This is a genomic window from Lentzea miocenica, assembly GCF_033949945.1.
Lineage (GTDB): Bacteria > Actinomycetota > Actinomycetes > Mycobacteriales > Pseudonocardiaceae > Lentzea > Lentzea miocenica.
In genome coordinates this window covers 334,629-349,903 of record NZ_JAXAVW010000001.1, presented here as the reverse complement: position 1 = coordinate 349,903, position 15,275 = coordinate 334,629, and the positions used below count along the sequence as shown (strand labels likewise).

General features: G+C 70.0%; 10 protein-coding genes and 1 riboswitch. Of the genes, 3 read left to right on the top strand and 7 right to left on the bottom strand.

What is annotated here, in order from left to right:
- Positions 1-32 precede the first annotated feature (32 nt).
- Together SK803_RS01640 and SK803_RS01635 are read right to left on the bottom strand one after the other, a co-directional pair.
- On the bottom strand, positions 33-2,714 hold the full coding sequence (locus tag SK803_RS01640; RefSeq protein WP_319963889.1) for a helix-turn-helix transcriptional regulator: 2,682 nt from the start codon (positions 2,712-2,714) through the stop codon (positions 33-35).
- Between the two features lie 875 nt (positions 2,715-3,589).
- Positions 3,590-4,450, bottom strand: a complete 861-nt coding sequence (locus SK803_RS01635) for a DUF5829 family protein (protein WP_319963888.1) — start codon at positions 4,448-4,450, stop codon at positions 3,590-3,592.
- An 81-nt stretch (positions 4,451-4,531) separates the two neighbouring features.
- On the opposite strand from SK803_RS01635, the gene SK803_RS01630 reads away from it, so the two are divergent.
- Complete coding sequence (locus SK803_RS01630; protein WP_319963887.1) at positions 4,532-5,602, top strand: methyltransferase domain-containing protein; 1,071 nt, start codon at positions 4,532-4,534, stop codon at positions 5,600-5,602.
- On the opposite strand, the gene SK803_RS01625 is transcribed toward SK803_RS01630, so the two are convergent.
- Entirely contained in the window at positions 5,599-6,423 is an 825-nt protein-coding gene (locus tag SK803_RS01625; protein WP_319963886.1) for a MerR family transcriptional regulator, read from the bottom strand. The genes SK803_RS01630 and SK803_RS01625 overlap by 4 nt on opposite strands.
- Here SK803_RS01625 and SK803_RS01620 point away from each other — a divergent pair.
- A complete protein-coding gene (locus tag SK803_RS01620; protein ID WP_319963885.1) occupies positions 6,407-6,853 on the top strand; it encodes a hypothetical protein in 447 nt (148 codons plus the stop codon). The two genes, SK803_RS01625 and SK803_RS01620, sit on opposite strands and share 17 nt — an antisense overlap.
- On the opposite strand, the gene SK803_RS01615 is transcribed toward SK803_RS01620, so the two are convergent.
- From SK803_RS01615 to SK803_RS01600, 4 genes are all read right to left on the bottom strand, one after another.
- A complete protein-coding gene (locus SK803_RS01615) occupies positions 6,778-7,197 on the bottom strand; it encodes a serine hydrolase domain-containing protein (protein ID WP_319964047.1) in 420 nt (139 codons plus the stop codon). The two genes, SK803_RS01620 and SK803_RS01615, sit on opposite strands and share 76 nt — an antisense overlap.
- 19 nt (positions 7,198-7,216) lie before the next feature.
- Entirely contained in the window at positions 7,217-8,842 is a 1,626-nt protein-coding gene (locus SK803_RS01610; protein WP_319963884.1) for a HEAT repeat domain-containing protein, read from the bottom strand.
- A gap of 23 nt (positions 8,843-8,865) precedes the next feature.
- A complete protein-coding gene (locus SK803_RS01605) occupies positions 8,866-10,548 on the bottom strand; it encodes a glycosyl hydrolase family 8 (RefSeq protein WP_319963883.1) in 1,683 nt (560 codons plus the stop codon).
- 115 nt (positions 10,549-10,663) lie between these two features.
- Complete coding sequence (locus SK803_RS01600) at positions 10,664-11,494, bottom strand: patatin-like phospholipase family protein (protein ID WP_319963882.1); 831 nt, start codon at positions 11,492-11,494, stop codon at positions 10,664-10,666.
- Between the two features lie 64 nt (positions 11,495-11,558).
- Positions 11,559-11,640, top strand: a riboswitch (S-adenosyl-L-homocysteine riboswitch).
- 13 nt (positions 11,641-11,653) lie between these two features.
- Between SK803_RS01600 and metH the strand changes: the two genes are divergently transcribed.
- A complete protein-coding gene (gene metH / locus SK803_RS01595) occupies positions 11,654-15,226 on the top strand; it encodes a methionine synthase (RefSeq protein ID WP_319963881.1) in 3,573 nt (1,190 codons plus the stop codon).
- Positions 15,227-15,275 lie beyond the last annotated feature (49 nt).

Here is a 15,275-nt window from a genome sequence, read left to right as displayed (position 1 = left end):
CCGTAGGGGTCAGGGGGTGGCGTTCGCGCCCGTCACGTGACGGTGTCGTCGTACGTCAGCAGGGCTTGCTTGAGATCGGTGCGCGCCGCGACCCCGAGCTTCGGGAAGATCCGGTGCAGGTGCGTGCTGACCGTCCGGTGCGACAGGTGCAGCCGCTCGCCGATCTCCTTGTTCGTCAACCCGTCCGACGCCATCCGCGCGATGGTCAACTCGTGCTCGGTCAACTCGCCGTTGCCACTGCGCGACTCACCGGACGCCCGCAACTCCTCGCCCGCCCGCTCCGCCCAGTCCTTGGTGCCGAACGCCTCGAACGCCTCCTTCGCGGCCTTGAGATGCGGCCGCGCCTGCGTCGTCTTGCGTTGCCGGCGCAACCACGCCCCGAACGCCAGCTGCGTCCGCGCCCGTTCCCACGGCGAACTCCGGTTGTCGAGCGCGGCCATGAACAACGCCTCGGCGTGACCGTCCTCCGCCAGCAAAGCCCGCGCATACCTCAGCCCACTGGCGAGCGCGGGCGAACTGGTGGCGGTGTCGAGCTCCTCAACGATCTTGCCAGCGTCGTCGGAGTTGCCGCTGCGAGTGGCGGCCTCGACGAGCTCGGGCAACACGTACCGGCGCAACGCCAGCTGGTAGGCCGGATCCGCGGGGTCGTGCACCCGTCGGACAGCGGCGAACGCGTCGCCGTACCGCCCCTCCCCCAGCGCGGCAAGGCTCCTGGCCAGCTGCACCGTCGCGAGGACGGGCCGCGCGCCCGCGGCGAGCCCGATCCGTTCGGCTTCGGCGGCCCTGCCCGCGGCCAGCTCGTAGTCGCCTCGCAGCGCCGCGATCTCAGCCAGCACGGCCGCCGCCAGACCACGCATGTACGGCTGCCCGGTCTCCTCGGCGAGCCTGGCGGCCTCCGCGGCGGCGGGTTCGGCGGCGGCGATGTCGCCCAGCCGCGTCCGGCTCCAGGCTTCGACGGCCAGCGCACGGGTCAGCAGCCCGAACTGGCCTTGGGCGCGCAGGCCCCGTTGTGCGGCAAGGGAGAACCGGACGGACTCCTCGAACGCCCCGACCTGGAGCGCCGCGCTGCCGAGCAGCCGGAAGGTGGCGGGGTCGTCGGGGTCGTCGGCGTCCGGCTCGGAACAGGTCTCGGCGCGCCGGTCAGCACCTGCTGGTTTCGCGCCGTGGACGGTCGGCGCCGCCACGTCGTCACCGCCGCCGACCCCGCGCGGCCCCACCGACACGTCCGCACCGTCACCCTGGACCCCACGCGGCCCCGTCGACACCGCGCCCCGATCGCCCCGGATCGCGCGCAGCCCCGCCACCACCGCGTCGCCCTGCTCGACCGGGCACACGTACGCCGTCATGGCCAGCATCCGCGGGTCCTGCGGGTCGATCGGCAGCCGGCGCGCCACCCCGGCGATCCGTTCGCGCACGGCCGCGCCCGGCTCGACCCAGAAGCACCGCATCGCGACGCTCCAGAAGATCCGCATCCCCAGCTCGACGTCGCCGTCCCCGACCACCGCCTCGGCCAGCCCGACCAGCTCACTCGGCCCGGCCGCGCCTTCCCCCACGCCGTCGTCGAACGCGGTCGGCAACCACGTCACCAACGCCCGTTCGCGCGGCGTGAGGTCCAGCCCGTGCACGTCCAGCAGGATCCGTTCGACGTCGTCCCGGCTGCCCGCCTCCGCCGCCAGTTCGGCCGCCCGCAACAGCCGCCGGGCCCGTTCGCGACCATCACCCAGCCGCGCCGCCCGTTCCAACGCGCTCACCGCAGCCGCCGCGCCGCCACGCCGAAGCGCGCGGTCCGCCGTCTTCTCCAGCAGGCAGGCCACCTTCTCGTCGCTGCCACGCACCGCACCGGCCAGATGCCACGCCCGCCGGTCCGGCTGGTCCGTCGCGGCCGCGAGCGCTTCGTGCGCTTCCCGCAGTTCGGCAGCGCTCGCCGCCCGCACCACCGCCGACCTGATCAACGGATGCCGGAACGCGCCGTTCCGATCGACCAACCTGGCCTCGACCGCCAGCTCCAGATCCGCCGCACTCCCGCCGAGGGCCGCCCGGAGCAACGCCGCCCGCACATCGGCAGGCAACGTCGAGGCACGCGCCGCGAACGTCTCTTCCAGCGTGTTGCCGCCGAAGGGCAGTTCGGTGAGCGCCAACGGATTGCCGGCCGCCTGCCCGAGCACCCACGCCCGGCGTTGGGCGTCCAGATCGGGCGCGACCGAGGCGAGCAACGCGTCGGCGTCGTGAGCGGTCAGCGGTTCCAACGAGAGCGTGGGCACGCCCGCGAACACGGCCGCCCGGGCCGTCGCCACGAGCGCGGCGCCGGTCAGCCGCCGCGCCACGAAACCCAGCACGTCCTGACTAGCCCGGTCCAGCCACTGCGCGTCGTCCACCAGCACAACGCGCCCGGCCTCGCTCAACAGCTCAAGTGCGGCCAGCCCGACCAGATGCACGGGCGGCGCAACACCCTCGGACAGTCCGAAGACGACCTCCAAGGCACCGCGCCGCACGCCGGACAAAGTGGACAGATCGAGGAACGGGTGCAACACCTGGTGCAGTCCGGCGTACGGCAGGTCCCGCTCGGCCTCCACACCCACGACCAGGTGACCGTCGAGGCAGGACAGCAGCGCCGACTTGCCCACGCCGGGCTCGCCGACGATCTGCAACGCCCCGCCGGACGCCACCACGGCGGCAAGCCGTTCCCGTTCCCGCTCACGCCCGACCAGCGACACCCGCCCGACACCCCGTTCGTTGATCCGTATGGACCAAGAGTGTCAGAAAGTCACCGCCACCCGCCGCCCAGGCCCATGACCAGCGGGGACGTGTCGCCGCCGATCGCGAACGGTCGTTCGGCCAGGTCCGCCGGGGCGCGGGCGGTCAGCCGATGAAACGTGGACTGCTGACGCCCCAGTCCTCGGCCAACGCACGTACCTGCCGTTGAAGGTGCACCGCCAGACGCCACGCACCACACACGCGCCCGCACCCACCTCCGACGCACCCGCTCCCGCCGTCGAAACGCCAACAGCCATACACCGCACGGACGTCATGAAATCCAGATCGCCCGCTTGCCCAAGTCCGCAGAAAGGTGGCCGTGCTCACCGTTGAGCGCGCACGGCCAGACACACACCACCCACATGCCCAGGGCCTACTGCCAGCGCACGCGCAACCGCCGTCGAACGCGCACGGCCACACGGCCAGCCCTACCACCAACGCGCACGCACCCACCGCCGGACGCGCACGCCACACGACCAACCCCGCCACCAGCGCGCACGCATCCACCGTCAAACGTGCACGGCTACACGGCCGACCCCACCACCTACGAGCACGCACCGCCGCCGAACCTGCACGGCGAGACGCCCGCGCGTCCAGGACCCACCACGTACGAACACACCCACGGTCGAACGTGCTCGCGAGAAACCTGCGCGCCCGCACCCACCTCCGACGCACCCGCTCCCGCCGTCAAACGTGCACGGCCACACGGCCGACCCCACCAACCACGACCACGCACCCGCCGCCGAGCCTGCACGGCGAGACGCCCGCGCACCCAGTACCCGCACGCACGTGCCGCCCCGTCGAACCCCAACGGCGACCAACCCGCCGCGAAGCCTCAGAACGTCCACACCGCCCGCGCACCCGGACCCACGACCAGCGTGGAAGTACCGAGCCGCTCCACATGCCGCCCCGCCGCGCGGTTCAGCGAGAACTCCACCCGCTTGAGCCCGGTCTGCCCGTCCGGCACCGAGTCGAGCCACATGGTCGTGCCCCCGCGCGACGCCACCACTCCGCCCGGCGACGAGACCACCAGGAACCCGCCGGCGCGCAGCAGCGGCAGGGTGGCGGCGAGGTCTGTCGCGGTGACGGCGAGGTGGATCAGCGTGATGTCGCGCATCAGCCGGTTCTGGTAGGTGTCCGGCAGGTAGCGCTCGCGGGTGACGTCGCCGGGGAAGCGGGCGGGGCCCACCTTGCTGCGCGGGTCGTTCAGGTACTCGTCGCGGTACTCCATGGCCCAGGCGCCGAACCTGTCGTACTGCTCGACCAGGAACATCGAGTCGAACCACGGCACCGGCTTGCCGTCGCCGAAGTCGCGGGTCTGCAGGTAGTCGATCGGTTTCTGGCCCGCGGCGCGCAGCTTGGTCTTCAGGGTGTCGAGGTCGCCGTCGCGTTCGGTCGACAGGCCCAGGCCGGCGGCGCCCAGTTCGCCGTCCTTGCCGGGGACGTCGCCGATGCCGAAGACCTCCAGGTAGGTCTCGCGGCCGCGTAGGTACCGGCCTGTCCACACCTTGCCGTCGGCGCCGGTGGTGGTGCGGACCTCGAAGTCCGCGAACTTCTTGAGGTAGGCGGAGTGCTCGACCGCGTCGGCGGTGGCGCGGCCGAACGTTCCCCAGGCGTGGTTGTAGAACAACAGTTGACGCTCTCCTGCCTGCGCCGGTCCCGCGGCGGCCAGCACCAGCAGGATGGCCAAGATCATGCATGACACTCGTCGGATCCCCATGCTGGGATCGTATGACCGGGGCACTCAAGCCGGACTCAAGTCAGATGAGGGGACTCTGTGTTCGACACCGAACGGTGGGCTGTTCTCGCTCCGTTGCTGCAGGCCGCCACCGCCGGGCGTGATCTGCTGGACGACACGATTCGCCGGCTCACGCCGGCAGCGGTCGCGCGGGCCGTTGCCGACGAGATCAAGGACATCAAGGCGGACGTCCGGCTCGACCTGCGGTTCGACGGTAAGATCACGAGCCACCTCACGACTGGTGCTGAGGTCGTGATCGCGCTCGACCTCGCGGACGCCGTGCGCGGTCTCTACGGCACCGACGAACGGCCGTGGCCGAGTCTCGCGGTCCGGACACCCGAGGGCGAGGTGGATCCGGCCAACCCCGGCGCGTGGTTCCGCGCCCGCACCGGCATCGGGCCCGCGGTGGACGCGGTGCTGTCCGCGCTCAGGCCGGGCAGCGAGGACCTCGGGTCGCTGGCCGTGGCGTTCGGTTCGGACAAGTGGGGCGACCTGCACTGGTACACGCAGCACTACGAACGCCACTTCGCCCGGCTGCGCACCGAACCCGTGCGGGTGCTGGAGATCGGCATCGGCGGCTACGACGACCCCGATCGCGGTGGCGGTTCGCTGCGGATGTGGCAGCGGTTCTTCCGGCGCGGGCTGGTGCACGGCCTCGACACCACGGCCAAGAACGTCACGGGTCCGCGGCTGATGGCGATCCAGGGCGACCAGTCCGACGCCGAGTTCCTCGACCGGCTGGGCCGGGAGCTCGGCCCGTTCGACGTGATCGTCGACGACGGCAGCCATCTCAACGAACACGTCCAGATCTCGTTCCACGCCCTGTTCCCGCACGTTCGCTCGGGCGGTCTCTACGTGGTCGAGGACCTGCAGACCGCGTACTGGCCGAACTGGGGCGGCCACCCCGAGGCGGGCCACGGCACGTCCATGGGCATGCTCAAATCCTTTGTGGACGGACTGAACCGGGCGGAGGTGGGCGATCCGCGCGGCGGAGGTTCCTACCTGGAGCGCAACATCAGCGGAATCTCGTTCCACCACAACATCGCGTTCGTCGAGAAAGGACTGAACGAGGAGGAAGGCGGACCGGCCTTCCTGCGCACCCTGTGCTAAAGCCCGGCCATCCGGTTCCACGCGGGCGACGAGGCCCCGGCCGCGGACATCGCCAGCGAGGTGATCTCCGGATCCACCAGCGGCATCTCCGGCCGGGACGACATCCACGCGGCCGCCCGCGTCGCCGGCGCGGGCAGCCGCGGATCGTCCGGCGACCAGTCGAAAGCCTCGTCGTAGCCGAGGTAGATCTGCTGGAACTCGGGATCGGCGAGCGACTCGGTCTTGTCCGCGAGCCACACCGCCGCCTCGTCCGGCGCGACGGCCTGCATGAGCACCCAGACCTCGCGTTCCATCCGCACGCCCCGCTCGCTCACCCCGATCTCCCTGAGCCGGTCGAGCAACGCGGCGGCCTCGGCGGACAGGAACAACGCGTTGCCCGCCCGCAGCCGTACGACCCGTTCGCGGGCGAGCGGCACCCCGGCCTCGGCGAGCGTGCGGATCTTGACCAGGTCGATGGCGTCCTGCGCGGAGTAGCGGTGGTAACCGGAGGCGTCGCGCGTGAAGAACCCGCGCTGCCCGGTGAACGCGCCTTCCGTGATCACGTACTCGTCGCGCGGCAGCAGCCCCATCGGGAACGGCGCGTGGTCGGCCGGCAGCTCCATCTCCGCGGACTTCCGGATCTCCGGCCGGATCAGCACCTCCAGCACCAGCCCGGAACCGGTGTCGTCGATGGTCATCACCATCGCGTCGTTGTCGTAGCCGCCCGCGACCTCCTGCGCCGCGACAGCGTTGTACGGCAACGGCTCCGGGTCCCGGTCCAGCATTCCGACGTGGTGCTCCAACGCGCGACGGACCATCGCCTGGTTGAACGGAATCCCCATCCGGCCCCTGGTTCGCGATCGACGCCACCGCGAAGTTCCGCGACGGCACGATCAGCAGCTCGGCGAACTGCCCGTTGGACGAACCACCGTGCCCGATCGCCTGCACGCCGTCGATCTCGCGCAGGAACCAGCCGACCCCGATGGCGTCGCCGAGGTTGCTGCCGCGCAGGAACGCCGTCGGCTTCCGCATCTCGGCCAGGTCGATCCCGTCGCCGTCACCGAGGTGGAAACGGGCCCACGCAAGGAGATCCGCCGCCGACGCCGCGATGCCTCCGCCGGGGTTGTTGGCGCGCCAGTGCCGCCACGGCCGGGCGATCTCGCCCTTCTCGTGCCCGACGGCGAACCGGCGCGTCATCACCGCGTCCCGGCCGAAGTGCCTGTTGCCCAGCCCGAGCGGCTCCAGCAGCACGACGCCATCGCCTGCTCGTAGGTCTGCTCGGCGACGTGCCCGGCCAGCGCGTCGTCACCCTCACCGGTGTCGACCAGGGTGCCCCAATCGAGTCCGGAGGTGTGGTTGAGCAGCTGCCGGACGGTGAACTCGCGGTCGTCCAGCAACTTCAGCTCCGGCACGCACGTGCGCACCGGCGCGTCCAGCGAGACCCGGCCGTCCGAAACCAGCCGCATGATCGCGGTGGCGGTGAAGGTCTTCGTGACCGAGCCGAGCAGGAAGAGCGTGTTCTCGTCGACCGGCAACGGGTTCTCGATGCTCGTCACGCCGTGGCTGAAGAAGTGCTCCTGCCCGTCGTGGAAGACGCCGACAGCGGCGCCGGGGATGTCGAAGCGGGTGGCGGTCTCAATCTCCGAGAAGTCTCGTCACGGCCCTCGCCGCAGCCCTGACCCGCCGGTCAGGGTCGGCGATCAGCGGGCGGACGTGTTCGGCTCCCGCGGGATCGCGCAGGCGGCCGAACGCCTCCACAGCACGGGTTCGCACCATCGCGTCGGAGTGCTTGGTCCCGATCACCAGGGCACCGCGGTGCCAATCCGGCTTGTGGCCCAGCAACCACATGTAGGCCCGCTCGACCCGAGGATCATTCACGTAACTCCACCGCTGTTCGCCTTCGATGCGCACCAGGCCTCGCCCCGCCGCGTGGCGAACCGCCCTGTCGTGGTGGTGCGAGAACAGGCTCCACAGCGTCGGCAACGCCCGAGGGTCACCGATGCGGGTCAACGCGTCCGCCGCCTCAGCCGCACGCGCGGTGTCGCAGAGGCGGATCAACGTCGTCACCGCACGGCCGTCGGCATGCCGGGCGAGCACCCGAGCCGCCCGGTCCCGCACCTGGACATCCGGATCGTCACACGCCGCCATCGCCACTTCGACCACGTCCGCGCCCCCGGTCCGGCTGAGCGCCTGCAAGGCTTCTGCACGCACCTCCGCGCTCTCGTGCCCGAGCAGCCACACCAGCGTCGGCCCCGCTTCGGCGGAACCGATGCCGCCCAGTGCCTGGATCATCGGGATCGGGTGCTCGGCGACGCGCACGGTCTCGCACATCGGGCCGACCGCCTCGGTGGCCCGCAGCGAGGCCAGCGCGACGGGAGCGTCATGCCACCAGTAAGGATCGGGCAGCAGCTCGACAAGCCGCGGGATCAGGCGCGTCCCGTTGCGATGCAACCAGTCCCGGTCGTGCCGCCACGGCATGTCCACCAGATCGAACTCCGACTCCCGCAGCGCGGCCACCGCCTCAGGCGTGCCGATCGCGGTCAGCCTCACGCGCACGGCGGTGCGAACGCCCAGCCACTCCAACTCCGGTCTGAGCAAGGCCGTACGCAGCACTTCGATCTCGCGCCCGTCGCCCTCTCCTTCCAGCAAACCGATCGCGGTCTCGGCCGCGGCCGGAACCCCGTCGGCCACCGTGCGCAGCAAGCGTTCCCGGTCGAGCAGGCCTGCTCGGTGAGCGAACCGGACAGCGACGCCGGCCTCCCAGTCGTCCGCGGAGTCCCACCACCGCTCTGCCAGTTCGGCCATCACCGAGGGGTTCAGGTCGTTCGGCTCGCCGAGCAACCTGTTGATCGCCCATTGGATCCGGTAGTCGCGCGTCTCCCCGTACTCCGCGAGCAGTTCCGGCAGGGTGCGCAGGTCCGCCGGCTCCGCAGGCGACGGCGAAACGACGGTGCGATCCGCATTCATCGCCTCGCGCACCAGCGCCGCGCGGTGCCGCACTTGGGCGGGTGCCGACCAACCGTACGACCGCAACGCCTTCACGACCTGCACGACCCGTGAGGGAACGCCCTGCAGCACCAGGTCCTCCACGGACGCCGGAACCGCGTGCAACCACGCCGCCTGTACGGCCACCCAGTCGCCGCCCTGCTCCGCGACGGCGTCGGCGACCCGTTCCAGCTGGTCCAGGAGCAGCTCGTGGTCGTACCTGAGCTGCCCCTGGTGTGCCCGCCTCGCGATGCGGCGCGCTCTAGCGATCCCCATCGCGCCATTGAAACCCCGAAGATCTACGGGATCCAGTGGTTTCCGGACACCGTGATCATCACCTGGAGCTGGATGCTCGCGCCGAAGTACGTGTCCGTGGCGATCGGCGTGCTGACCATCTTGTTCCACAACGCGTCCAGCCAGGCCTGGCTGCCCGGATCCGTCGTGGCCGCCACCGCGAACGGCGCGACGAACGCCGAGTCGCTGCCGCTGTTGATCTGCGTGCCGTTGAGCTGGTAGCCGACCGCGATCTTGCCGGGGTCGCCGCCGGTCTTGGCCTTGATCCACGTGTTCAGCTTGCGCGCCGCCGCCAGCGACTTGGCGTCACCGGTCAGTGCCGCGTCCGCGCCGATGCGCCACGGGTCGCGGCAGGCGTTGTACCAGTACTTGCCGTCGGTCGCGGCCTCCTCGAGCATCTCCCCCACGGCCGGCTTGACCGTGGAGTTGGTGTCCTGCACGAAATCCGGCAGCAGGCCGGTGCCCGCCGCGTACTTCGACTGCAGCGAGGCGATCAGGTCCTGGTGCTTGGCGCGGATGGTGTCCCAGGCCGAGTCGCCGGTCGCCCTGCGGAACGCCCGGAAGTGGTCGGCCATCCAGTCGGACGACCTGGAGCCGTAGTACTGCCTGCTGTTGTCCGGGCCGGACCAGTCGCCCATCAGCAGCAGGTTCGTGTTCGGGTTGATCAGGCTCTTCTTGATCGCGTTGACGTTCCTCACCGCGAGCTGCTTGTAGTTGTAGGTGCCGGCACTGCCCCACTGCTTGTCGGCGAGCAGCAGGCCGTAGGCGGTGTCCATGTCGCCGTCGGTCGCGCTGTCGCTGCCGTTGACGCTCTTGCAGGCGGGGTCCTGCTCGGCGGCCAGCAGGTCGGGGTTGTTGACCGACGGGTGCGCGAGCTTGTACTTCAGCAGGCCGTCGAAGATCTTCTTCGCGTCCGGGTCGGCGCCCGCCATCGTCGCGGTGATCACCATGCCGTAGCCCTGCGCCTCGGCCACGTACGGGAACTCCGCGTCCGGCGAGATGATCTGGTACCAGCCGTTGCCGCAGTTCTGCTTGACGAACGCGGACTTCCACTTCTGGTAGTAATCGACGATCTTCGCATCCAATGTGGACGTACTGCCGGACGGGCGCAGGATGCCCGCAGCGTACGAGGTCTGCCTGCTGCCGAACGGATAGCCGAGGCCGGAGGGCGGCGGTGTGGTGGTCGTGGTCGGAGGAGTCGTGGTCGTCGGCGGGTTGGTGCCGCCGTCCAGGCCGTAGACCTCGAACTCCCACAACGAATAGCCGTACACCGTGCCGTAGACGCGCACGTAACGGCCAGAACCGGACAGGGTCAGGTCGTCGATGCCACCGTCACCGGTGCTGGTCGAGAACACGTCGGTCCACGCCGAGCCGTCAGGAGAGGTCTGCACGCGGTACGACCTGGCGTACGCGGCCTCCCAGTTCAGCTTGACCCGGCTGATCGCGTGCTCCGAGCCGAGATCGACCCGCAGCCATTCCGGGTCGTGGCCCTCCACCGAGGCCCAGCGGGTCGACGTGCTGCCGTCGACCGCCTTGGCCGCCTCGAAGCCGGATCCCTCGGACGAGGAGGCCGTGACCGCCTTGCCGCGGGAGACCAGTGGATCCGCCGCCGATGCACTGGTCACCCCTGCCACGAGGAGACCGAGCACGAGCCCGGCCGCCCCCAATGCCGTCGTTCTACCGCCCACGGCCGCCTCCAGCAATTAGTTAACAAAGCTGTCAATGCGAGTGGTGGGCGACGCTATGCAGGTCAGAGCACCTGGACAAGAGGTACCGACCAGTTGTTGCGCGTTCGGACAGTGATCAGTTCCAGACCTGGCGAACAGCCTCCGCCACCGAGGCGGCCTGGGCGTACCCGGCTTCGGCGGCCGGCTTGCGACGAGCCGGGTCCAGCAGGTTCGTCCCGATCGCGGCCAGCGCGGTCTTGTCCGGGCTCACCACGATCGACGGCACGCCGAGCTTCGCGGCCTGCGCCTGCGGGGTCGCGGCGGGACTCGCCGACCGCGTCAACGGCGCCACGACCACGACCTTCGAGTACCCGGCGGCGAGGTCCACGTTGGCAACGGAGCGCATGCCGCCGTCCATGTACCGGTGGCCGTCGATCGTCACCGGCGGCCACACCAGCGGCACCGCGCAGCTCGACGCGACCGCCCGCACCAGCGGCACCCCGCTGTCCCGGTCGAACGCCACGAACTTCCCGTCCGCGGCGTCCACAGCGGTCACCTTCAACTCCCGGTCCGGCCAGTCCTGGATGGACAGTCGGGACCGGAACACCTCCAGCCGCGAGTCTTCGGACGGCGTGCGGGCCTTCAACGCCGCTCGTCCCAGCCGGGCGCGTTTTTCCGCCGCGGAGCCCGGCATCACGTAAGAAAGCGCGTACCGCACCACCATCCACGTGGTCAGTCGCGCCGGAATCTCCCCATCGGGCGGCAACAGCTGACCCGCGTAGAGGTCAGTCAGCGGCACACCGCCCGCCAACTGCGTGGCCACCACCGACCCGGCGGACGTCCCGACGAACAGGTCGGCGTCCGACAGGTCGGCGCCGCGTTCCGCCAGTCCGTGCAGAATCCCTGCCTCCCAAGCGATTCCGGTGACACCGCCACCGCCGAGGACCAACGCGCGTTTTCCGGTCACAACAGCCATCCTATGGAGTGAGACGAGTTCTTGGTCCATGGTCGGGCTTGGTAATCTGAAAGGCGAGGCCGAGAAGCGCTGCAACGGGCCATGGTCGCCTGCCACGCTCGGCATCGTTCCACCACGTGCAAGGGCGCTTCCGACATTTCGGGAGCGCGCGTGGATGGTCTCAAGTCCCTGCTGAACCAGCGGATCGCGGTGCTGGACGGCGCCTGGGGCACGATGTTCCAGCAGGCGAAGCTCGCCCCCGCCGACTACTACGGCACGGAGTTCGCCGACCACCACCTGGACGTCGCGGGAGACCCGGACCTGCTCAACCTCACGCGCCCGGACCTGGTGCTCGACGTGCACCGGCAGTACCTCGCGGCGGGCGCGGACATCACGACCACCAACACGTTCACCGCCACGTCGATCGGCCAGGCCGACTACGGGCTCGAACACCGCGTGCGCGACATGAACCTCGCGGGCGCCCGGCTGGCCCGCCAGGCGGCGGACGAGTTCGGCGGCCGGTTCGTCGCCGGTTCGGTCGGCCCCCTCAACGTCACCCTCAGCCTGTCGCCCAAGGTCGAGGACCCCGCTTTCCGCGCTGTCACGTTCGAGCAGGTCAAGGCCTCCTACGCGGAACAGATCGCGGCGCTGCACGAAGGCGGCGTCGACCTGCTGCTGATCGAGACGATCTTCGACACCCTCAACGCGAAGGCCGCCATCACCGCGGCCCGCGAGGTGGCGCCCGACCTCCCGCTGTGGATCTCGGTGACGATCGTCGACCTGTCCGGCCGCACGCTGTCAGGCCAGACCGTCGAGGCGTTCTGGGACTCGATCGCGCACTCGAAGCCGCTGGTCGTCGGCGTCAACTGCTCGCTGGGCGCGGAGGAGATGCGCCCGCACGTCGCCGACCTCGCGCGGCTAGCGGACACCTACGTCGCCTGCCACCCCAACGCCGGACTGCCCAACGCGTTCGGCGGCTACGACGAGACGCCGGACGAGACCGCGGCCCTGCTGAAGGACTTCGCGGGCAACGGCATCGTGAACATCGTCGGCGGCTGCTGCGGCACCTCCCCCGCGCACATCGAGGCGATCGCCGACAGCGTCCGGGGCACGGCCCCGCGCACGGTGGTGGAACCCCGTGACACCACCAGGTTCAGCGGCCTGGAGACGTTCGAGATCGGCCCCGACACCGGCTTCGTGATGATCGGTGAGCGCACCAACGTCACGGGTTCGGCGAAGTTCCGCAGGCTGATCGAGGCCGACGACCACCAGGCGGCGCTCGCGGTGGCGCTGGACCAGGTCCGCGGCGGCGCGAACCTGCTGGACGTCAACATGGACGCCGACCTGCTCGACGGCGAGCAGGCGATGACGACGTTCCTGAACCTGATCGCGACCGAGCCGGAGATCGCCCGCATCCCGGTGATGATCGACAGCTCCCGCTGGAGCGTGCTGCAGGCAGGTCTGCGGTGCGTGCAGGGCAAGGGCGTGGTCAACTCGATCAGCCTCAAGGAGGGCGAGGGCCCGTTCCTGGAACAGGCCCGCACGATCCGCGACTACGGCGCCGGCGTCGTGGTGATGGCGTTCGACGAGCAGGGCCAGGCCGACACGACCGAGCGCAAGGTCGAGATCTGCGGCCGCGCCTACGACCTGCTCACGCAGCAGGCCGGGTTCCCGGCCGAGGACATCATCTTCGACCCGAACGTGCTCGCCGTCGCGACCGGCATCGAGGAGCACAACGGTTACGCCAAGGCGTTCATCGACGCCCTGCCGCTGATCAAGCGGCGATGTCCGGGCGTCCGCATCAGCGGCGGCATCTCGAACCTGTCGTTCTCCTTCCGCGGCAACGACGTCGTCCGCGAGGCCATGCACTCGGCGTTCCTGTTCCACGCCGTCAAGGCCGGCCTGGACATGGGCATCGTCAACGCCGGCCAGCTCGTCGTCTACCAGGACATCCCAGCCGACCTGCTGGAACTGGTCGAGGACGTCATCTTCGACCGCCGCGAGGACGCCACGGACCGGCTCGTCACGCACGCCGAGACGGTCAAGGGGCCCGGCACGAAGCGCGTCGTGGACCTGAGCTGGCGCGAGGCCCCGGTCGGCAAGCGGCTCGAGCACGCGATCCTGCACGGCGTCGTCGACTTCATCGAGGACGACACCGAGGAAGCCCGGCAGGCCCTGCCGCGTCCGCTGGACGTGATCGAGGGCCCGCTGATGGACGGTATGAAGATCGTCGGCGACCTGTTCGGCGCGGGCAAGATGTTCCTGCCCCAGGTGGTGAAGAGCGCCCGCGTGATGAAGCGCGCGGTCGCGTACCTGGAGCCGTTCATGGCGAACGAGCCGAAAGCGACGGCCGGCGGCAACGGCAAGGTCGTGCTCGCCACGGTCAAGGGCGACGTGCACGACATCGGCAAGAACATCGTCGGCGTCGTCCTGGGCTGCAACAACTACGAGGTGATCGACCTCGGCGTGATGGTCCCGGCCGCCAAGATCCTCGACACCGCGATCCGCGAGCACGCCGACGTCATCGGCCTGTCCGGGCTGATCACGCCGTCGCTGGACGAGATGGTCTCGGTCGCCGAGGAGATGCAGCGGCGCGGCATGAAGCTGCCGTTGCTGATCGGCGGCGCCACCACCTCCCGCCAGCACACGGCCGTGAAGATCGCACCGGTCTACGACGAGCCGGTCATCCACGTGCTCGACGCGTCACGGGTCGTCGGCGTCGTGTCCGACCTGCTGGACGACCGGCGCGGCCACGAGCTGAACATCGCGAACCGCGTCGAGCAGGCCCGGCTGCGCGAGCAGCACGAAAACCGCAAGTCGGTGCCACTGCTCAAGCTCGAAGCCGCGCGGGCGAACTCGGAGAAGGTTGATTTCTCCGAATTGCCGACCCCGGCATTCACCGGAACTCGCGTGATGACTCCGACGCTCTCCGAACTGCGCGAGTTCATCGACTGGACGTTCCTGTTCCTCGCCTGGGAACTCAAAGGCAAGTTCCCGGCGATCCTGGAGCAGCCGGTCGCGCGCGAGCTCTATGACGACGCGACTACGTTGCTTGACGAAATCATCGCGGAGGACTTGTTCACCGCGAGGGGCGTCTACGGCTACTGGCCGGCGCATTCCGACGGCGATGACATCCTGCTCGGCAACGGTGTGCGAATCCCGATGCTGCGCCAGCAGACGAAGAAGCCGCTGTCGCGCCCGAACCGGTGCCTGTCGGACTACGTGGCACCGGAGGGCGACCACCTCGGTGGGTTCGCGGTGACGATCCTCGGCGCCGAGAAGCTGGCGGCGAAGTACGAGGCCCAGAACGACGACTACCGCGCCATCATGGTGAAGGCGCTGGCAGACCGGCTCGCCGAGGCGTTCGCCGAGTGGATCCACCTGCGGGCGCGGCGCGACTGGTTCGAGCCGGACGCCGAACCGCGGCTCGCTGACCTGCACGCCGAGAAGTTCCGCGGCATCAGGCCGGCGCTGGGCTACCCGGCCTGCCCGGACCACGCGGTGAAGCGCGAGTTGTTCGATCTCCTCGGCGCGGAGGAGATCGGCGTCTCGCTCACGGAGTCGTTCGCGATGAACCCGGCGGCGAGCGTGAGCGGCCTGATCTTCCAGCACCCGGAGGCGAAGTACTTCACCGTCGGGAGGCTCGGCCGTGACCAGGTCGTCGACTACGCGCGCCGGTACGGCAAGCCGGTGGCCGAGGTCGAGCAGTGGCTGCGCCCGAACCTGGGTTACGAACCCGCCTGACAGTTCCGCAACGTGAAAGCGCTTCCCGGTTCTGTTGTGCACAGTGCTG